The organism is Hymenobacter sp. GOD-10R (assembly GCF_035609205.1).
GTDB lineage: Bacteria > Bacteroidota > Bacteroidia > Cytophagales > Hymenobacteraceae > Hymenobacter.
In genome coordinates this window covers 31156-51812 of the sequence record NZ_CP141187.1, presented here as the reverse complement: position 1 = coordinate 51812, position 20657 = coordinate 31156, and the positions used below count along the sequence as shown (strand labels likewise).

Genomic DNA, 20657 nt, shown 5'->3' with positions numbered 1-20657 from the left:
CGCTTTTACTCGGCGGCAATGTAGCCCACGTGCTCGCCTTCTTTAGTGTAGACCAACAGCACGGAGCCGAGATCCTCAAACCAGAGTTGCTGCTGGGTGAGTTGTCGTAGATCAGCGACCAGACTCGAGACGCGTTGTACTAGCGGATTACCAGCGAGAAAACGATGGAGCTTCTGTTCTAGGGAGGGGGTAATTGGGTGAGATAAGCGTAAAGTAGGACGCGGCATAAGAATATAATAGGTTAACAGACAGCTTGATAACCGCTAAAAGTGCTCGGGTGTTTTCACCCTCAATTTAGAGCACGCACAGGATTAGGTCCAGCAGTTGTTGGTGCCACGCATAACAATCACTAGGCGGCTCTTTGTCTCGCACGCTTGCTTGCAGGGCGGCCACGTGCCACTGGAACTGTTGCTGCGTGGGCACTACACCTTGTACTTGCCGTCCCAAGGATAGGCCTCCTAGCTTGCGCTTGACGGGCCACTCCTCGGGTGGACAGACGTGTACGACGTACTCGAGTTGCTGAGCGACGCGCAAGAGCCGGGGCCAGTAATAGGGCGCCGCGACTGTCAGGGATAGCAGTTGCAAGCGTAAGGCATCGAGAATGGCAACTAAGTCCGCGGGCATAAACACAAGGGTAGCGACCGCACGTACGTACCTAGCCTAGTAGCGGGTTTTAGCCTGTACCTACTTGGCGTTTTTTTACCAGGAAATTCCTTTTGACTGATCCGGCCGAGCCGCTCGTTCCCGCTCGCGTTCAATGGTGCGTATGACCTCTAAGTGCGTACTACGCTGCTTGGCTTCCTCTTGCAACTGGACACCTGGGGTACGCCGCACCTCTGTTAGCGTTTGATCAAGGGCTTCAATCGTGTTCCAGTCAAGCCGATAGCTTACGCGCACTTCCACCTGCTCGCCGGCTAATGGCTGCACGTGCCACACGTTGGCGCCTGCTTGTTCGAGGGTCAGCGCCACGTGCTTCGCTTGCGCTCCATCAGCCGCTTGAATAAGTACGTGGGCGGCTCGGGGGTCCTGCGCGAGTTCCCGCCTACGCGCTTGCTCTTGTTCGCTCCGGGTTCGGGCAATGGCCTGCTGGAACTGCTCCTGGAAAGGGTGTCCATTTGGGCGAACGTTGGTTAAGGCAAACTGCGCGTACGTGCGGTGGTCTCGCAGCACGATCTGTCCACTCTCTAGTTTTTGCAAGCCAAAGCCTTCCGCTTTGAGCGCCTGCTCTACTGGCTTGCCATCGAGCACCGGACCTTGCAACACGCGGGTGATAACTTGCTCGGCGCGCTGACGACTCCGCTCCTGCACCTTCCCCACCCATTGGCTTAAATACGGCGGTAGAGCCTCCCCTTGGGCCGTACGCATCACTAGGGCGTTATATTGGCGCTCGTTCTTGAGTAGAGCTTCCGTCTTCTCCGCGAGTTCTTTCTTGGTTTGCTCTAACGCCGCGGTCGCTTGTTGCTGGGTTTTCTTGCTCGTGGCGAGTTGCTTTTCCAACACCTTCGCCCGTTCATGCTCCAAGGTGTTGGCGGTAGCTACCGTGGCTACTTCCGCGAGCTTGGCATTCACGAGTGCTACTTGCTGGGCCAGGTGCTCGTTCATGCGGGCCAATTCTCGCTCGAGGTACGCCTGGGGGTTTAGGTGTTCCAGCCACTTCTTCTCCCCCAGCACAAAGGGCGTGTGAGGCAAAGGAGCGGCCACCTGGGCCAGGTGCTCTTTGGTGGTCTGCTGGGCCCCGTAGTGGCGCCGCACGTCCTCGTGAAAAGCCGTGCTGTACTTAATGCCCCGCTCCATCCCATAGGGGGCCATGGCCTCCGCGTACTCGGTTTGCAGCCGGCGCAGACTACCCGGACTCAGCAGTTCCCGGCAGGACAGGCGCACGGCCTCCCCTACTGGTTTGCCCTCGTGCAGCCGCTGCTCGCGGGTGATGGGAATGATGACCGCGTGGATGTGTGGGGTGGTCTCGTCCTGGTGCAAGGTAAAACTCACCACGTTCGGGGAGCCGAACTTCTGTTGTAAAAAGGTGAGATTATCCTGCACCCACTGCGAGCTGCGCATGTCCTTGGCCTCGCCTTGCGCGTTGCGCTCGAACGCCTCCGGACTGGCCGTCAGTAGGATCTCCACGGCTTTGATGGCATCCCGGCGCAAGTGGGGGTTCTTCTTCCAAAAGGATACTGTTGGCGAATTCACCTTTAAGCCCTTGCGGGAGGAATCAATCGCTCAAAAGGGGCCTGACGGGTCTGGGCTAACGGCACTTCGTTTAACCACGCAACGATTCGCCACAGGTTCATCGCCGTGGCGACAAAGACGTGCTGCAAATGGGTTTTGGTCAGGCCCACGTAGCGGGAGCGGCGCATACCAAAGGCTCGGACGCCTTGCGAAAGCGTGCCTTCAATGCCCGCTCGCTGATGATAGAGCAGGGGCCAGTCCGCTTGACTATCGCGCGCTCGGGCCGCTTGCAAGGCTTGATACGGGGCGTCGGCGCGCAGCTTAATACCCCGGCGTTTCATGCGTGTACACTGCGCGCGCACGGGACAGGGCCCGCACTGTTTCGTGGAGAATTTGATGAATACGCGGGGCTGACCGTTTTCTAGCGTATGGAACCAGGAGTGCGACGTATGTCCCTGGGGACAGGTGGCTTGTTGCTTCTCCCAATCCACGTGGAAATCCGCCGCCGCATATCCTTGCCCTGCCAGCGCCTGCCATTTCTGGTCTTTGCGTGCGGGTCCGACCAAATCCACCTGATGGAGTTGCTGGCTTTGTACAAACAGTTCGGCGCTCACATAAGCGGTATCAACCAACTGCTGCGACGGTAGTAACGACTGGTCAGCCAGCTCCTGCTGAATCTGCGGCAAGGTAGTCGAATCTGCTTCGGTGCTGACGGTGGTCGCTACCTGCGTAATCAGATGCGGTTGGTCGTCTTCACAGGTTTCGGTTAGATGAACCTTATAGCCCACCCACGTGGTCGTGCGTTTGCGACTAAAGCGCGCTTCCACGTCGTACGGAGAAATGATGAGCTGCGCGGAAGGCGGCAACTCGTCTTGATTCTCCACACGCCAGAGGAGTTGGCCATCCACCAGGCGAAACTGTTATAGCCAGACCCGGCGCAGGATATCAATGGCTGGCAGCTGCCATAGCAAAGCGGCCTGTTCATCCCGTTCTATTTGCTCCAGCAGCCACCACCCGTCCTGCCCGACTTGCTGCGTATAGGCCAATCGCTGGGCGTTGGTGTGGGGCAGGCGGTAGTCCTCGGCGCGGGGGCCGTACCGAGCGGCCCACTCCGGCTGCAGGTGGCGGGCTAACCACTCGGGCAAGAGCGTGGCCAAGCGGTTGAGCGTAAAACGCATGGTTTCCGCCACGCACTCTACTCGATTCATATCCCGGACACGAGCCAGCACATGCGTCGAGTCCGTTCGCTGCTTACCCCCGGCTTTCAACCATTGGTGGTCCTGGCAACAGCCCAGCAGGTGCGTGAGCAGGCGTTCCTCGGCCTTGCCGGCCACTAACCGCTGGCGAAATTCAGACAGGAGGCTAAAGTCAAACCCGGGGTCGGTCAGTTCTAAGCCCAGCAGATACTTCCAATCAATACGACTCCGTACGGCATCGGCTGCTTGTCGATCGGAGAGATTTTCGGCGAATTGCAGCAGCGTCACCACCGCCAACTGCCAGGGCGCCTGGGCTGCCTGCCCGCGCGTTGGAAACAGGTCGGCAAAGAGGGCGTCATCATACAGCGTGCCCAAGGTATCCCGCAGCTGCATATAGCGATTGCCACGCGGGAATGCCGCTTGCGCTACTTGGCGTGTTTGAGACGGAACAGGTATACTGGGTTGGAGGTGTAAGCTCATGAGCAGAAGCGGTTGAGATGCCTCTGAAAATAGTCTTTTTGCCCCACAATGAATTCGCCAACAGTATCTTTTGGCAAGAAGAACCCCGACCACGGAGGGAGCGCAGGTCGGCCAGGTCGCACCTGTTGACCACCACCTGCGAAAGCAAAGCCGGAAGCGCGGCCACTACTAGTTGGCAGCCCGTAACTGCCTGCGCACGCCACCATACCTGCCCCGCCCTGTAGTTACTCAGCGAAGTGTTGCGCTAGCACGCGCTCCACCTGCTGCTGCGTTAGGGGCTTGTCCAGGTAGTCGGCAATGGGCAGCTCCTGCACCCGCTGCTGGTCCCGCGGACTCACCGAGGTGGTGAGCATCACCACGACCACGGCCCGCTGCTCCTCAACGGGCAGCTGCTGGTAGGCCTCCATAAACTGGATGCCGTTCATGACGGGCATGTTAATGTCCAAAAAGACCAATACCGGGCAGTCGGTCGGCTGCTCTTGGCAGTGTTCCCGCATCTCATGCAGGGCCTCCTGTCCATTGAGCGCGACGCGGATGTTGTCGGTAACGCCCAGGCGTAGCAAGAGCTTTTTATTGAGAAAGTTGGTAGTGGGGTCGTCATCGACCAGCAGTACGGCGGGAATCTTGGACATTTAAACTACTATACGGTCCGGGGACCTAACTGGCGTTGTTAACGGGGAAAATAAACCCGGAAGGTAGAGCCTTGCCCCAGCTGGCTGTCTACCTCAATGCGGCCGCCCGCATTTTCCAGGATGCGCTTGACCATGTAGAGGCCCACGCCGGTGCCTTCGACATGGGTATGCAGGCGCTGAAACATGGCGAAGAGCTTCTCCTGGCCCTGCGCCAAGTCCAGCCCCAGGCCGTTGTCCTGCACTTCCAGCACGGCGTAGTCGTCGGTGAGTGAGCCGCGCAGCTGCACGGCGGGCAGGCGGTCGGGGTGGTGGTACTTGAAGGCGTTGCTCAAGAGGTTGTAGACCACACTCCGCAGGTTCTTCTCGGCAAACGTCACGGTCAGGCCCTTGGGAATCGTCACCGTCAGCTGGCCTTGGGTGTGAGTGAGCAGCGGGCTCAGGTCCAGGCGCACGGCTTCGACCACCGGGGCCAAGACCACGGCGTCAGCATCGGGGTTGTGCTCTTTTTGCAGGCGGCTCAGGTCGGTCAGGTGATTGATGGTGCGCCGAAAGCGCTCCACGGCCTCCTGCATCAGGGTCAGCATCAGGGGCACGTCGCCGGGGCGAGCGGCGGCGGGCAGCTCGTGCTCCAGGGCCAGCAGCAGCCCCTCGATGTTGGTGATCGGGGCCTTCAGGTCGTGGCTGGCCGTGTAGATGAAGTTGTCCAGGTCCACGTTGGTGCGCGTAAGCTGTTGGTTGCTCTCGTGCAGTTCCTCGTTGGTGACCGTCAGCTCCTCGTTGATGGCGGCCAGCTCCTCGTTGATGGCGGCCAGCTCCTCGTTCAGGTCCTGCACCTGTTGGCGGGCCAGCACCTGGTCGGTGGTTTCGGTCCACATCACCACGATGCCCGTGGCCTGCGGCTGGCCCTCGTTGAAGAGGGGCTTGAAGATGACGTTGTAATAGCCCTCGCTGGGCTGGCCGGTGTGGGCGCGGGCCAGCTTGATGAGTACCTCGCGCAGCACCACGGCCTCGCCCGTGGCCAGCACGCCCGTCAGCAGTTGCTCAAAGCCTTGGCCCCCCGAGCCGGGAATGGCCTCGAAGTGGGGGCGGCCCAGCACGTCGGCCACCGCCACGCCCCAGATGTGCCCGGCCTGAGCGTTGGCTTGCTCAATGAGAAACTGCGGGCCGCGCAGCACCACCAGGGCCATCGGGGCCTGCGCAAACAGGGTTTGCAACTCGCGGGTGCGCGCCTGCACCCGGGCTTCCAGCACTTGGTTCAGCTGCTCGACCTGTTGGCGGGCCAATACTTGCTCGGTCACGTCCACGGCCAGGCAGAGCACGCTGGTCACCTGGCCATCGGCCTCGTAGAGCGGTTGGTAGACGAAGTTGAAATAGGTCGTGTGGAGCTGGCCCGCCCGCTGCAGCAGGGCGGGCGTTTCCGTGCCGATAAAGGGCACCCGGGTGTGCAGCACCTGCCGCAGCAAGTCGTCGAAGCCCTGGCCTTGCAGCTCGGGCACGGCTTCCAGCAGCGGCCGGCCCACCACGTGCTCGGGGGGGTAGCCCCACAGCGTCGAGATCGCGGCGTTGACCGAGGTGACGCGCAAATCCTCCCCCGCAAACAAGGCAATGGCCACCGGGGCCTGGGCGAGCACCGCTTGCAACTGGGCCCGCTCGTGCTCGGTGGCGGCCTGCGCGGCGTCTACTTGCCGGGTGCGCTCCTGCACCCGGGCTTCCAGCTCTTGGTTGAGTTGCTCGACCTGCTGGCGGGCCAACACCTGCTCCGTCACGACGTAGGCAAAGACGCAGACGCCCACAATCTGTCCCTGCTCGCGGTAGGCCTGGTAGGTCAGGTTGTAGTAGTCGGCCTGGGCCGGGGCGGTGGCGGTGGCCTCGATGGTGAGCAGCAGCTCCTGGCCAAAGTAGGTCTGGCCCGTGTGGTACACGCCGTCGAGCAGCGCGATGAAGCCCTGCTCCACCGTTTCGGGCAGCGCCTCGGCCACGGGGCGGCCGGTCAGTTGGCGGCCGGGAAAATGCCGTTGGTAGGCGCTGTTCAGGTACTCGTAGCGGTGCTCCGGGCCGCGCAGGATGCAGATGAGGGCCGGGGTTTCCTCGAACACCTGGTAGAAGGTTTCGCGCGCCTGCACTTGGCGCTGCGCGGCGGCCAGCAGCTCGGCCTGCAGGGCCTCGGTGCGCTGGCGGGCCCGGGTCTGGTCGGTGACTTCGTAGGCAAACACCAGCACCCCGTCGACGCGGCCGTGCTCCTAGCGCCGGGCCTGCTGAATGTAGTCGAAGTAGCGGTCCTCCAGCTGGCCGTCGCCGGGTCGGGCCAGGCGCACCAGCACGCCCGCTTCGCGGTGGGTCTGGCCGGTGTCGTACACCTGCTGCAGCGTGCGCAGGGCGCGCTGGCCGGCCAGCTCGGGCAGGGCGTCGAGCAGGGTGAGGCCCAGCTGGGGCCGGCCGGCAAACAGGGCCTGGTAGGCGGGGTTCACCAGCTCGTAGCGGAAGTCGGGCCCATCGAAGACGCAAATGGCGGCCGGGGCCTGCATGAAAAACTGTTCGAGGCGGGCGCGCTGCCACTCGGCCTGGGCACGGGCCGCCTGCGTTTCGTGGGTGCGTTCCTGCACCCGCTCTTCCAGCTGCTGGTTGAGCTGCTCGACCTGCCGGCGGGCCCGCACCTGCTCGGTCACGTCGTAGGAGAAGTCCAGCAGGCCGTCGATGCGGCCCTGCGCATCCCGCAGGGGACAGAAAAACGCATTCAGAAACAACTGCTCGGGCGGCCCGGTGCCCGCCGAGCCCAGCCAAAATTCCTGCTCGGGGCTGTAATACGGCTCGCCGGTCTGAAACACGTGATTAAGCAAGCCGACAAAGCCTTGCGCTAGGGCTTCGGGCAGGGCCTCCCGCAGGGGGCGACCCCGCAGCGCCTGGTCCGGAAAATAGGCCTGGTAGCGCGGATTGACAAAGGAGAACACGTGGTCGGGGCCGTGGTAAGTGGCGACCTGAGCCGGCACTTGCAGGAGCACCTCGTAAAACCGCTGGCGCTGGGCCTCGGCGTCGGCGCGGGCGGCCTGCTCGGCGGCCTGGCTCGCGCGCAGGGCCACTTCCACGGCGGTGCGGGGCTGGTCGCGGGTGTCGGAGAAGCTGACCAGCAGCAGCTCCCCCACGCGCCGCCCGGCGAGCTGGAAATAATTGTCGAGCCCGTCGTGCTGGTAATTCACGTCGTAGCGGGCGGGCTCCCCCGAAAGGAAGGTGGTGCGGTAAAAGGCGAAAATGCCGGCTTCACGGGCGTTCGGGTAGAGCGTCAGGAACGTGTTGGCGGGGTGCTCGGGCAGCTGCAGCATGCGCTGGGCGGCGGGGTTAAGCTGCACGTAAGCCAGGTCAACCATTTCGGCCGGGTTGTGGGGCGCGTACATGGGCTGGAAGAGGATGAGGCCGGTAAGCGAAGTGTCGACCACGGCCCGCAGCAGGTCGTCGGGGGCTGGCAAAGCGGCAGCGGCGGCTGGCGTCGGGGGCTGGGGGAGCATAGCGGGTGAGCAGGAAGCGGGACAAACGAACAACTAGGCGACTACCGGCCCGGTACCTCCCCCGCCCGGTTGCTGGGACGGGAACAGCAACGGGCGATGACGACTTCCCCGCCGCAGGAAGCAGGGGCAAATAAGCCGGGTGGCAGGCAAAAGAATCACGGACTACGGCAGTGCTTGGTTTTTCGGTGTACCCATGGAAAGCTCGGCCTTTTCCGGAAACTGACAGCCGGCGAAGCGCAGCATTTTATAGAGGGTGCGGCGGCTGCCGATGTAAAAGTAGCCCATCAGCTGGCGGGTGGACTGCTGGCCTGCTTCGTACAACGCCTTGACCGCGGGCGCGATTTTTTGGTAGCGCGGGGTCAGGCCCGGCGGCCGCCCCCCCTGCCGGCCGCGGGCGCGGGCGGCGTGCAGCCCGGCGCGGGTGCGCTGCACGAGCACGTTGCGCTCGTGCTCGGCCAGGGCGCAAAAAATCTGAAACACGAGTTGCCCGCCGGGCGAAGTCGTGTCAATCGGGTCGTGCAGGGAAATCAGGTGCAGTTGGCGACACCTGAGGTCCTCCACGACCGCAATCAGGTGCTTGGTGGCGCGGCCCAGCCGGTCCAGCCGCCAGATAACGAGGGTGTCGCCGGGCCGGGCATAGGCGAGCAATCGTTCCCAATTGGGTTTGTGGGCTTGCACGCCGGAGACGGTATCGGTGAACAGATGCTCGCAGCCGGCTTGGCGCAGCGCGTCGAGTTGCAGGTCCAGGACTTGTTCACTGGTGCTGACGCGGGCGTAGCCGAGTTTCATGAAAAGGCAGGTAACGGTACCAGAAAGAGCGGAAAACTAAAGGTAGGGTATCTTGATTGCGAAAACCAGTTTCGGGTACTGCTTTTTCCCTTACTGGGGCGCCAATTTCGGACCGGGACGAGTGGTACCGGAAAACGGGCGTGGCTGTTGCAGAAGGCATGTCCGTTTCCCTTACCTAGTTCGTAGAGCGTGGATGCAAGGCAAGAAGCAGTTTCTCGACAAAGAGGCAGGGCTTACGCATCAAATCTAGGGAACCGTTGCCCGATCGTTTTGGCGGGCGCAGGTTAGGCGTTGGGTCATGTAGTTATCGTTCCAGCCCGCGTTCCGTCGTCGAGCCCGCAGACTGCCAGGCTGGTGTTTTCCTTGCTGCAAGAGGTTGAACGCCAGCTTGCGCAAGACCGCGAAGTTGCGGGTCGCTACCCGGTCACGACTGCGGGCCTCGTCCTCGCGGAAGACCACGTCCAGCACCCAATGCAAGCTATTCTCGATGGCCCAGTGGCGACGGATGGCTTGGATGAGCACGGCCGGGGCATCGGGGCAACTGGTCAGGTAGTAGCGCCACTCGACGTGCGTGCCTGGCTGGTGCTGCACCTGCCGAATGGTTTCGACTGCAATGATGGCTCGTAAGCCGGGCCAAGTGCGCAACGCCGCTACTTCGTCGCTCAACGGCAGCACCCAGGCCCGGCGGCGCACCCAGCGGCCGTGGCGGCGGTCAAAGGCATCGTAGTCAGCGGGGTACTCCGCCCAACGCTCGACGCAACTCCTATGACAATAGGTTTTGACGGCCCGGTAATAACGCCCTTGGTTGCCTTTCAGCGCAAAAATATAGTCCGCCTGCTGGGCCAGTAGCTGCCGGGCAATGGCCCGCCGGCAACCTAGCGCATCGACTGTAACAATCGTATTGGCAAGCTGCAGGCCACTGAGTAACACCGGGATAGCCGCCAATTCCTGCCCTTTGCTTAACACCCCTACCTGCCCCAGACTCAGGCCTTGTTCGGTGGCAAACGCGCTGACCACATGCAGCGGGCCTTGGGCCCGCCTCCGGTCAAAGGAGCGGCGCACCGTCTTGCCGTCGATGGCCACGACCTCGCGGGGCAGGGGTGGGGCGATGGTGGCCATCCACTGCCGAAAGCACTGTTCGAGCAGCTGCGGGTCGAGCAGGGAGAACACGCGCCGGAACGTGTCGTGCGAAGGAATTCCGCTGGGCAACTCCAAAAACGAAGCCAGCCACGTCTGCTTCAACTGGCCGTAGTGGGCGATGTCCACCCACGTTTCGGCTCCGGCAACGACCGCACAGATAGCGATGACGAGCACATCGCGCAGGCGGTGCCGGGTGCGGCCCGCGCAACGCGGGTCTGGAAGGGTGGCGAAAGAAGCAAGAAGGTGGCTGAACATGAAGAACTTGACGATGTCTGAGAAGGCAAAGGTCAGTCCTCAATATGTTGCTCTAAGTTTGATGCGTAAGCCCTGATTTGGGGAAAGGACTGGGTTGGCTCCTTGCGCTGGCCAACCAGTAGCAAAGCCGATCCGCTTTCTGGCTTCCCAAAGCTGGTCACTTCTTGATTGCCGAGCATATCCCAAAAGTGATCATACTCTCCTTCAACAATGCGGAATATAACCTAACCGAGGTCTGTCAGACCGGCTTACAAGCCATGCAGCAGTTCATCAACACGTTTGATCAAGTAGCCTAGTAGCACGTCGAATAAGCCCCTGCATTAACAAGCAGAATAGCCTTATCCAACGTACCCGGCTTCCAGCGTCGTTATTAGAAGCGGTGGCCCAGTGTACACCCATGGCACAATCAACGTGGCCGCCACGTTACGGCGAGAACCTGCACCCCTTGCTCCAACAAGCCATGTTGCCTGTGCGCAATATTCCTACTTGTATGTTTAATCATAATTGTCTGTATATCAAATGTTTATGTGATATACAGACATGAACAAACCTGTTACTTTAGTCGCTGTAATTACCCTCTTACTTCATCCACAGTGGATCTGGCCGGTCAAGCAATTCGCAGCGGATAAGTGTATTCTATTCTTTCACATAGTTCTCTTGTTTTATGGGTGACTTAATTTCTGGTGGCAATGGCGCCAATGGTAAAGCCTCTGTGTGTGGCAAAGATGGAACCCCTTTAGTGGAAATGCTAGCCTTGGACAACGAAGCGGTCCTAGGCGCCGGCAATAAAGCCCGCCCTGGGCGGCTAACGATGTATGATAAGAACGGGAATCCGACGGTCAACGTAGCCACAGCGGATGCTTCGCTCACGCTAGGAAGCGGCGGCACTAATGGAAAAGTATCGGTTCGGGGGAAAGAGGGTACGGCGTTAGTAGAATTGCTCGCGGCCGATACTGAAGCCGTTATTGCGGCTGGCAACAAGAACCGGGGCGGTCGACTGACCCTGTATAACAAACAAGGTAGCCCAACCGTCAATTTAACCACAGCTGATGCGACGCTAACGTTAGGAGGCAATGCAACCAATGGGAAAGTCTCCGTTCAAGGGCAAGACGGGATGCCTATCGTCGAGTTGATTGCTAGCGATACAGAGAGCATCATTGGCTTAGGGCAATCGAATCGGCCAGGGCGTATCACGGTGTACAACGGTAATCAGGATGCTTCCATTGAACTCAATGGGGCTCAGGGCGACATTTGGATTTCGAATGCCGACTTCGCCGAAGAGTTCGACGTAGCCACGAACACGGACGTGGTACTTCCAGTAGAACGCGGAATGGTTATGGTGCTGGGAGCAGGCGGCGACGTGGAGCCGAGTTCATCGGCCTATGATTCGCGCGTGGTGGGCGTAGTCTCGGGCGCTGGTACGTACCGCCCCGGCTTGGTATTAGACCGGCGGGATACCGGGAATGAACGCCTTCCCATTGCCTTAGTCGGTAAAGTATTCTGCTTGGTGGACGCCACGAACGCTCCCGTTCAAATCGGGGATTTACTCACCACAGCGAATCAAGTGGGACATGCGATGAAAGCGACCGACCGTCAAGCAGCGTTTGGGGCCGTCTTGGGAAAAGCGCTCGCTCCCCTTGAAACGGGTAGTGCCTTACTTCCTATTCTGGTTACGCTACAGTAAGGTCGCTATGATTAGCTATCGCCAACAACTCAGTAAGATCGGCTACGCTGCTGGTGAGCAGGTCCACTATGTGAACTTTGGCTACCGACCTACTTCGCTTCGTAAAGCGATGCGAGCGATGGATGCCCCGCACAGCTATGCGTTAGTGACCGAAGCACCAGGTAGGATAGATGAAAGCTGGACGGAAGAGGTACAAGGCGTCATCTGGGACGGGGCTCATTGGCTTTTTTCTTCGAATGGCAGCGGCTCCCCTTCTGTCAATCCTTCGCCCAAGGCCATCTACACCTTCAATGGAAACAACGGTAAATTCAAGAGCCCAGACCAGACCTTCGTCATCAATCCTGCTGGGATTAATCATATCGGGCCCATGTACTACCAGGGTAACATCCTGTACGTTGAACACTGGATAGGAGAACAAGCCAGTTTGCTAACCTATCAAAACAACAATGGGACTTTATCTTACCAGAATCGAATTAATATCGAATCTATTAAGGGTGGCCGTGTCGGGGTAGTCGGAATAGATTTTGAAAATGGTGTCGTCTATACGTGTCCCGTCGGGCTGGTTATTCCGGAGCTTTATATTCATAAATTTTCTCCTGACCATACGGCTATCACCTATACGGGCAAAACGTTGCCCTTGAACCCAATACTGGATGAGGATTGCTACGTTCAAGGTGGGTTTTTCTCGCCAAATGGTCATTTATATATTTCCTCGGGCAGAGGGGGTATCAGCTCCAACTACCAGTACATCTATTGCTACTCTGCAATAAGTGGAAAGCGGATCAACCGAATTGAAGTACTGGCCGAGAAGAAAGGTGGCTTCACGGGAATACAAGCGAAACAAGAGTTAGAAGGCATTTGCTACGCGCCCGTAACACGCGGTGGTAAAGCAGTACAAATCCATGCTGTTTTACTAGAAAATATTGCAGTATCGAAGGATAATATATTTTTCAAATCATTTGTCGCATCTGAGCCTGATTTAATATAGCGAATATGCTTCCTACACAAGCAAGCCCCTCTACTACGAGGGGCTTGCTTGTGTAAGGTCGATCCTTGCCTAGCAGCTGTCTACTTCTATACTAGACGTGGGCAATCTTTTTGCTGCTTCAAAAAGTATCCTTATAAGGAAACATTCTGTATATTTACAATGCTTAACGCTTTTAAAGTCTGCTAACCCAAGAGCCATGGCCGCCAACATGATCTACTATCCATATTCTGCCCCCAATGGCCTCTTCCATCAGCGTCCGCAGTTTTCTCCACGAACTGGACAAGGAAATCCGTATTAAGTTCGGGGTCTCCATCCGTCGAACCCAAGAAGGACAGACCGGTGACTGGTTCAAGAAACTGACCGGCACCGATCTCTACGAATTCCCGGTAGACGCTCCCAATCATACCTATCGGCTTTTCGCCTTCTGGGACAAACGTAACAAGACCAACACCTTGATTGTGTGTACCCACGGCTTAGACAAGAAAACCCAGAAGACCCCACCCGCTGACCTCAAGAAAGCGGAACGTATCCGCACCCAATACTTCGAAGAGAGCTCGTAACAGGCTCTTCCACTACTACTATTTTAATACTTATGGCCACCCTTCCTAAGAAGAACAAGAGCCAAACACCTCCTACCGGATCTGGCGTACACACCGTCGCCTTCAACGAGCTGGAGGACGAACTTTTCGGCGCGCCCGGTACCCCGGACCGGGCCGAGTATGACGCGGCTCTCGAACTGGCGATGATTCCGGCCACCATCAAAGCCTACCGTCGCCAGCACAACCTCACCCAAGCCGAACTTGGGGAGCGGGTGGGCGTGCAAAAGGCGCAAATTTCCAAGCTGGAGCGCAACGCCTCCAACGTGACGCTGGACACCTTGCGCAAGGTATTCGGAGCGATGCAGACGGTGGTTAAGATCCAGTTGGTACCCCAGGTATAACAGGTATGAGCTTTAGAGCACCAACAGAAGACAACTACGTGGATCCCTACTTATTTGAAACGGGATACTTCAAGAGTCGAGAGGAGTATGATGCACTCATGGCTCGGCCGCAGAGTGTCATCCAGCTCCGCAAAGACGTAAAGGAAGCCCCTAAGAAGAAACGAGCGCCACGCGCACTACAAAAGAAAAAGCCCAGCCATATGGCCGGGCTCTCTTATTTTAACTGCATAGCCTCTTACCGACGACTAGCCAGTAACGCTTTCGATACATACCCCACATACCCATCAGCCAAAAAGCCACTTCCAGACCAGAAGTGGCTTTTTGATTGAGGTATGTGGGCGCTGTTGTTACTCCACCACTAAGCGAGAAGCTAAAGTGCCCTGGCTCGTTTGCACCTGCACCATATACAGACCTGACGCTAGGCTAGGCATCGCTAATTCGGGGGTGGTTGTGGCGGCACTAAGTTGCTGCTGCAACACGACTTGGCCGCGGGTATTCAGCACACGCACGACTTGGCCGGTAAAGCCGCCGGGCAGCTGCAGGCGCACGAACGTGTGCGCCGGATTCGGGTACAGGCCAAGCTGCTCGGCGCGCAACGCGGGACTGGCGGCCAGCACCTTCGCCGAGGAAGGCGGATTCAGGCGGACGCTCACGCTGTTGCTGTTGTAGTTGGCTACTAGTACATCCAGCGTCCCGTTACCATCCACGTCACCCAAGGTAATGCCCGTTGGATTCATCCCGACGGCGACCTGTTGTGCGCCACTGAAGACGCCCGCGCCATTGTTCAGGCGCACCCCAAGGCTGTTGGTGAGGTTGTTGGTCGCAAACAGGTCTAAGTCGCCGTCCCCATCGGCATCGCCGAGGGCTAGCGTAATGGCACCTTGCCCCACCGAAACTTGCTGCGTGCCGCTGAACAGGCCACGACCATTATTCAAGCGCACGCTCACCGTGCTGTTAGTAAAGTTATTGGCCGGATTAGTGTAGTCATAGTAGTTGGCCGTGAGCAGATCCAAGTCGCCATCGCTGTCCACGTCGCCAAGCACCACATCGTGTGGGTTGAAGCCAACGGCAACCTCTTGCGTACCGCCGAAAGTGCCCTGGCCGTCGTTCAGACGCACGCTGGCAGTGGTACCACTGGAGTTGGCCGTGATAAAGTCCAAATCACCGTCGTTGTCGATGTCGCCCACGACTAGGTGCAGGGGGCGCGGACCCACGATCACATCCTGACCAGTTGTGGCAAAGGTGCCGCTGCCATTGTTTAGGCGCACGCTCACCGTGCTATTAGTGGCGTAGTTCGGGCCAAACGTAACGTAGTTGGCTACCAACAAATCCAGGTCCCCGTCACCATCGACGTCGCCCAAGGCAACATCGTGGGGCAGGTTGCCCACGCTCAGGGTCTGCGTGCCGGAAAAGGTGCCGCTGCCGTTGTTCAGGCGTACGCTAATGGTGTTTCGCTCGCCGGAGTTGGCATTGGCCGTCACAAAGTCCAAGTCGCCGTCGCCGTCGATATCGCCGAGCTTTATGCTGTAAGGGCCAGTGCCAACACCTACTTCTTGGGTGCCTGTGTAAGCACCGTTGCCGTTGTTCAGGCGTATGCTCACCGTGCTGTTAGTGGGAGCATTATTCAGGTTGTTGGCCGTGAGAACATCCACGTCGCCGTCGCCATCCACGTCGCCCAGGGCCACACTCTGCGGATTGGTACCGACGCTGGCCTCAAGCGGACCCGTGAAAATGCCGGCCGCGGGAGCCGTGGCCGCGGTAAACTGGAACACGTAGGGCGCCAGAAACGGCTGCTGGCTGCTGCTGGTCACGGCCGTGGTCACGGTCGAGAAGACCGTTTCGCCGGGCTTAAAGCTAACAGTAGGCGTGAAGGTCAGGGTGTTGCCGCTGACACTTGCCGTGCCGGCTTTTGGGCCGCCCGCTTGCGTTCCGAAGACCTTCACCGCCCCTTGCGTAGCGGCGCCGGTGCTTAGCTCCCGGTTGAAGGTAAGCGCCACGGGCGTGTTGCGGGGAGCGTTCGTGGCATTACGCGCCGGGCTGAACGAGGTGATGGTCAGCAAGGGCCCAACCGTAAAGGGGATGCCGTTGCTGACGCCTACGTTGGTTGTGACGACCACCGCACCGGAAGTAGCACCACTAGGAACGGTAACCGTGAGTTGGGTAGCTGAATTCAGCACAAAACTAGTAGCCGCCACGCCATTGAAGGTGATGCTAGTGGTATTCAAAAAGTTAGTACCCGTGATAACCACCGTACTGCCCACAGGGCTGATGGCCGGCGAGATACCCGTAATCGTAGGCGCCGCTGCTCCTTGGTTCAGGCGTATGCTGGCGCCGCTGCGGGCGTTGCTGGAGGTCAGCAGGTCCAGGTCGCCGTCGCCGTCCACGTCGCCCACGGCCAGGCCCGAGGGGAGCAGCACGGCCACTTCCTGCACGCCGCTGAAGGTGCCGTTGCCGTCGTTCAGGCGGATGCTCACGCGACCAGCGTCGTTGGTGGTGTTCGCGGCTACTAGGTCCAGATCCCCGTCCCCGTCTACGTCACCTAACTTCACCTGGGCAACATTGGCTCCTGTGGTGTAGGGCCCGATAATTACTTCCTGACTGCCGTTGAAAACGCCGGTGCCATTGTTTAGGCGCACGCTCACGGTGTTGTTAGCGCTGCCATAGTTGTAGAAGTTACCAATAAGCAAATCCAGGTCGCCGTCCCCGTCGATGTCACCCACGGCCAACGAGTAACCGAAACCATTCGCGGGCGTGTTGCTGGTGGTGGTGAAGGTGCCCACGCCGTTGTTCAAGCATACGGCTACGCCGCCCGTATTGACTGCTAACAGATCGAGGTCACCGTCGCTATCTACGTCGTGCAGCGCTACGCGCAGCAGCGTGCCGCCGACAATCACTTCCTGGTCGCCGCTGAAGCTGCCACTGCCGTTGTTCAGCCGTACGCTGGCCGTACCCCTGAGATTGGCTGTCACCAGGTCCAGGTCGCCATCCCCATCAATGTCGCCTACGGTTTGGCTCTGCGGACCATTGCCCACGGCTACTTCCTGCGTGCCACTGAAGGTGCCGCTGCCATTATTCAGGCGCACGCTTATTTTACTGTTCTGGTCGTCATCGACCAGCAAGTCCAGGTCGCCATCGTTGTCAATGTCCCCTAAGGTCAGGTCGCGTGGAATGAGCCCCACGCTTACCTCCTGCCCACCGCTGTAGGTGCCGCTACCGTTGTTCAGGCGCACATTCACGATGCTGTAGCCGCTAGCCACGGCTAGGTCCAGGTCGCCATCGCCGTCCACGTCGCCGGTAGCAATAGCGACCGGGTTGTTGCCTACCGACAAGTCGGAGCCGCCGCCAAAGGTACCCGCCGTAGGAGCCGTGCCGGCCGTGAACTGGAATACGTAGGGTGTGACGGCGGTACCCGTTGTGCTTTGCGCCGCTCGCGTAACGGTCGCAACGACCGTTTCCCCGGACTTAAAGCCCTTACTAGGCGCGAAGGTGAGTGTGTTGCCACTGGCGGCGGCAGTACCCGTTTCTAGACCGGACTGTTCGCCAAATACCTTTAGCGCTTGCTGGGTAGCGGTAGTGTTACTGAGCGGCTGATTAAACGTGACCGCGACGGGCGTAGTGCGCGGCGCAGCGATGGTATTGCGCGGCGGTGACACCGCCGTAACGACTGGGGCTTGGGCGCTTGCCGTGCCGGCGAGCAACAGCCAGCCAAGCAGGGTAAAAAATGTTCTTGGGGGTGCTGTTTGGCAGGTGGTAAACGTAGAAGTACGCGGCATAGCAGAGAGAAGGAGATGAGGAATAGCCTTGGAGTAGATGCAGCTACGATGCTGTACCATAAAACTGCGTATAAGTTTCTGTAATAGAATGTTATCTTGACTTTATTATACAATCTTAGATAGCTACTAAAACAGTGTGAGGCTGAGCATATCCGCTAGCTCGGAGACTTTCGCCACATGCCCATCAACAAGAAAGCCACCTCCAGACAGGAAGTAGCTTTCTTGTTTTCAACCTCCGCTCCCCTACGGCTTTGTCTCCTCCCTAGCTAGTAGACACTGGTCGGATAATTGCCTGGTCGTCAGACGTGCTCGTTAAACTTTCTACGCCCGACGGCGTCTGCCCTTTCTGCTCCGCTATGCTCCTGGTTCGCTTCGCCTTTTTGTTGCTGCTCCTGGTCAGCAGTGCCTGCCAGCAAACAATGCCTGCTCCCGCGCAAGAGCCCGGGGCCTATCAGAAGCGAACCATTGCCTACAAATCTCTTTCTGGCACGGCCCAGAACCTGCTCAGCTTGGACGTGTATCGCTTTACCACGCCGGGCGGCCCGCGGCCGGTGGTGCTCTACGTGCACGGGGGCGGCTGGGTCACGGGCGATAAAGCTAACCAGCTCGCGCACAAACTCGCCTTGTTCCAATCACTTGGGTGTCGTGTCCTAAAAGGAGTTGACAAGTTTTACCTGTTTTGTTGATTCAGGCCGCCTCGTTTGACAACACCAACGCCCTGTGTTGTCGTTTGGTGAAGGGGGAATTAAGCTAACTGGAGACCAACCTGTTCTTGCGGCCGGGAGGCATAGGTGTGCGCGCGCTGCCCGGCGAGCAAGCGCACGACACCTATCCCGGTCACGCTCCCCTCCAGGGAGAAGACCTACGAAAAACTTCCCTCCTGCAAAGCCTCCCCGAACACGTACTGCGGACTGGGTTGCAGGATCTCGAGAAAGCCGCAGCGCGCGGGTGCTACCTTGCCCGTGAACAACGTAATCGGCGCCGGAAGTGGCTGCTTACTGGGCCGGTCGATTGCCGGTAATTCTTCGGATTTGATAGAAAGAACAGTCTGCATCGCCGGAAAGCTTGGCCTTCTTATAGCAACAGGAGGATAAAGTTACTCTAAGGACTTTACGAGTTATTAATAGTATTAATCAAAGTTGATAATATGACTTTGTATTGAAGCTAATTATCTAGCTGGTTCAACAAGTCAGGTTCAAAAAGCAAAGTGCCTATTCTTTTCTGAACCGTCTTGTCGAACCTCATCTACGAGATAATCGGGCTTAACTACCTCCAATCTGTACTAGATCAATAAGTTTGGCTTTCTGGACCTTCCCTGGATGAGGTGGTCTAGGCATGACGGACAGAAGAAGGCCGTATATTTCTTCTGTCATGGCAACCAAAACCAACGGGGCGTCGCCCGACAAACGACGTAAATACGACGAGGCCTTCAAGGCCGAGGCGCTACGCCTGGCTGGCGAGAGCCGCAGCACCCAGGCGGCGGCCCGGCAGTTGGGCATTAGCCCCAAGCTGCTCTACCGCTGGCAGCAGGCGCAGCTCGTGGCCGAAGTGGGCAGCGAAGAAGTGGCCCGTGACCCGGAGGTCCGCGCCCTACGCGCCCGCCTGAAGCGGGCCGAGCAGGAGTTGGATATTTTAAAAAAAGCCTTGGTCATCTTCGGCCAGCCGACAAGGTGAGTACCTACCAGCACATTTCCCAACGGGCTGGCCACGTGCCCGTGCGTCAGCTCTGCCAGGTGCTGCGCGTGGCCCCGGCCGCGTATTACGCCTGGCGCCGCCGGCCGTGCCTGCCGGTGGAGCCCGCCTGGCAAGTGGCCGTGCGCGAAGCCTTTGCCTATCATAGCCAGCGTTATGGCACGCGCCGGCTACGGGCTGAAGTGCAGGCCGCCGGCCACGCCGTAGGCCGCTGGCGCATCCGCCGCGTGCTCAAGGCCCACGGCTTACGCGCGCAGCAGCCCCGCTCGTTTGTGCCGCGCACCACCAATTCCGACCCGTCTGTTCGGGCCGCGCCCAACCGCTTGCTTGGCCAGCCGGCCCCCACCGCCCCTAACCGGGTGTGGGTGGGCGACATCACCTACCTGCCGCGCCAGGGCGGCGGTTGGCTCTACTTGGCCGTGTGGCTCGACCGCTGCTCGCGCAAAATTGTGGGCTGGGACGTGCGCGACACCATGCCCGAGGATTTGGTCAGCGAGGCCCTGCGCCGGGCCCTCGTGGTGCGCCGGCCCCCGGCCGGGCTCGTCATCCACTCCGACCAAGGCAGCCAGTACACGGCCAGCCGCTTCAAAGACCTGGTCGCCAAACACGGCGCGTTGCAGAGCATGAGCCGGCGCGGCAACTGCTACGATAACGCACACGCCGAATCGTTTTGGAGCCGCTTCAAAGCCGAGCTGCTCGACGGCGGCAGCTTTCCCGGACTGGTCGAAGCCAAGCTCGAAATCAGCCACCACATCGCCTGCTACAACGCCGAACGGCGGCATTCTTCGCTCGGCTACCGCGCCCCCAACCACTTCGAAACCCAGCTTCAAACAACGTCCCAACTCTGTCCAGCTTAGTTAGACCACCTCAATGAGATCGGTGGATATTCATAGTAGCTAGCTAGGATAAGCAAGCCACACAAAAAGCCCCTCAGGGCGCTTCTCCATACCCAAATCTTTAGATGCATAGGATTTCACAAAACGCATCGACCAGCAACTGCTTACAAATAAATAGCTTGTTGCTTTATTGCAAATATTTATTAAATTATTTCATGTTTTGTTTCTATAACGGTCCCACTAACAGCTACCTGGAGGATGCGATCGCTGTTACGGTTGCGCTCTGCAGCTACACAATATGTGGGCTTGTGTTATGGCCATAGCATGATACGAACACTTCAAATAACACATTCATTTTCCTGATGTCTATAGTTATGTGGAAACCGGCAGCTTCCAGCACAGACACGCCGTTTGCAGCGTTTTTGTACGTTGTTATGCTTCTTTTCTTCCACGCACCGTCACATGCCAGGGGCGAACTGTCCGAGCCCCTGGCAGCTGTCTCGCTAAACGCGATCTTGAATCCCGACGGAACTGTTCGTAATGGCGCAAGCGGTTCGTACGACGCGATAGGGTATACCCTTGC

At 58.9% G+C, this 20657-nt stretch carries 17 protein-coding genes and 1 pseudogene; 7 read left to right on the top strand and 11 right to left on the bottom strand.

The window, feature by feature from the left end; genetic code table 11:
* Nucleotides 1-5: 5 nt before the first annotated feature.
* From SD425_RS28480 to SD425_RS28440, 9 genes and pseudogenes are all read right to left on the bottom strand, one after another.
* Entirely contained in the window at nt 6-227 is a 222-nt protein-coding gene (locus SD425_RS28480; RefSeq protein ID WP_324680500.1) for a hypothetical protein, read from the bottom strand.
* A 67-nt stretch (nt 228-294) separates the two neighbouring features.
* Nucleotides 295-624, bottom strand: coding sequence for a hypothetical protein (locus tag SD425_RS28475; protein WP_324680498.1), 330 nt, complete (start codon nt 622-624; stop codon nt 295-297).
* A 75-nt stretch (nt 625-699) separates the two neighbouring features.
* Nucleotides 700-2190, bottom strand: coding sequence for a MobV family relaxase (mobV, locus tag SD425_RS28470; RefSeq protein ID WP_324680496.1), 1491 nt, complete (start codon nt 2188-2190; stop codon nt 700-702).
* A 2-nt stretch (nt 2191-2192) separates the two neighbouring features.
* Nucleotides 2193-3845, bottom strand: a pseudogene (locus SD425_RS28465) (IS1182 family transposase).
* A gap of 224 nt (nt 3846-4069) precedes the next feature.
* Nucleotides 4070-4477, bottom strand: coding sequence for a response regulator (locus tag SD425_RS28460; protein WP_324680494.1), 408 nt, complete (start codon nt 4475-4477; stop codon nt 4070-4072).
* Between the two features lie 38 nt (nt 4478-4515).
* Nucleotides 4516-6696 (bottom strand): PAS domain-containing sensor histidine kinase, encoded by a 2181-nt coding sequence (locus SD425_RS28455; RefSeq protein ID WP_324680492.1) that lies wholly within the window; start codon nt 6694-6696, stop codon nt 4516-4518.
* 21 nt (nt 6697-6717) lie between these two features.
* The gene (locus SD425_RS28450; protein ID WP_324680490.1) at nt 6718-7977 is read right to left on the bottom strand and encodes a PAS domain-containing protein; all 1260 of its coding nucleotides are present in this window, start codon (nt 7975-7977) and stop codon (nt 6718-6720) included.
* A gap of 162 nt (nt 7978-8139) precedes the next feature.
* On the bottom strand, nt 8140-8766 hold the full coding sequence (locus SD425_RS28445) for a recombinase family protein (RefSeq protein ID WP_324680488.1): 627 nt from the start codon (nt 8764-8766) through the stop codon (nt 8140-8142).
* 246 nt (nt 8767-9012) lie between these two features.
* A complete protein-coding gene (locus SD425_RS28440; RefSeq protein WP_324680487.1) occupies nt 9013-10161 on the bottom strand; it encodes an ISAs1 family transposase in 1149 nt (382 codons plus the stop codon).
* A gap of 664 nt (nt 10162-10825) precedes the next feature.
* On the opposite strand from SD425_RS28440, the gene SD425_RS28435 reads away from it, so the two are divergent.
* From SD425_RS28435 to SD425_RS28420, 4 genes are all read left to right on the top strand, one after another.
* The gene (locus SD425_RS28435; RefSeq protein ID WP_324680485.1) at nt 10826-11845 is read left to right on the top strand and encodes a hypothetical protein; all 1020 of its coding nucleotides are present in this window, start codon (nt 10826-10828) and stop codon (nt 11843-11845) included.
* Nucleotides 11846-11852: 7 nt separating this feature from the next.
* Nucleotides 11853-12833: a hypothetical protein gene (locus tag SD425_RS28430; protein WP_324680483.1), complete on the top strand. Its 981-nt coding sequence runs from the start codon at nt 11853-11855 to the stop codon at nt 12831-12833.
* Nucleotides 12834-13069: 236 nt separating this feature from the next.
* Nucleotides 13070-13393, top strand: a complete 324-nt coding sequence (locus SD425_RS28425; protein WP_324680481.1) for a type II toxin-antitoxin system RelE/ParE family toxin — start codon at nt 13070-13072, stop codon at nt 13391-13393.
* A 32-nt stretch (nt 13394-13425) separates the two neighbouring features.
* Entirely contained in the window at nt 13426-13773 is a 348-nt protein-coding gene (locus tag SD425_RS28420) for a helix-turn-helix transcriptional regulator (RefSeq protein WP_324680479.1), read from the top strand.
* A 347-nt stretch (nt 13774-14120) separates the two neighbouring features.
* On the opposite strand, the gene SD425_RS28415 is transcribed toward SD425_RS28420, so the two are convergent.
* Nucleotides 14121-17546: an FG-GAP-like repeat-containing protein gene (locus SD425_RS28415; protein WP_324680477.1), complete on the bottom strand. Its 3426-nt coding sequence runs from the start codon at nt 17544-17546 to the stop codon at nt 14121-14123.
* Nucleotides 17547-17902: 356 nt separating this feature from the next.
* Between SD425_RS28415 and SD425_RS28410 the strand changes: the two genes are divergently transcribed.
* Nucleotides 17903-18232 carry a hypothetical protein gene (locus SD425_RS28410; RefSeq protein ID WP_324680475.1) on the top strand — a complete coding sequence of 110 codons (330 nt, stop codon included), beginning with the start codon at nt 17903-17905 and terminating at the stop codon, nt 18230-18232.
* Between the two features lie 176 nt (nt 18233-18408).
* On the opposite strand, the gene SD425_RS28405 is transcribed toward SD425_RS28410, so the two are convergent.
* Entirely contained in the window at nt 18409-18600 is a 192-nt protein-coding gene (locus tag SD425_RS28405) for a hypothetical protein (protein ID WP_324680473.1), read from the bottom strand.
* 317 nt (nt 18601-18917) lie between these two features.
* On the opposite strand from SD425_RS28405, the gene SD425_RS28400 reads away from it, so the two are divergent.
* Both SD425_RS28400 and SD425_RS28395 read left to right on the top strand, forming a co-directional pair.
* Nucleotides 18918-19220, top strand: coding sequence for a transposase (locus tag SD425_RS28400; RefSeq protein ID WP_324680471.1), 303 nt, complete (start codon nt 18918-18920; stop codon nt 19218-19220).
* Nucleotides 19217-20095 carry an IS3 family transposase gene (locus SD425_RS28395; protein WP_324680469.1) on the top strand — a complete coding sequence of 293 codons (879 nt, stop codon included), beginning with the start codon at nt 19217-19219 and terminating at the stop codon, nt 20093-20095. The genes SD425_RS28400 and SD425_RS28395 overlap by 4 nt, the downstream gene beginning before the upstream one ends.
* Nucleotides 20096-20657: the final 562 nt, after the last annotated feature.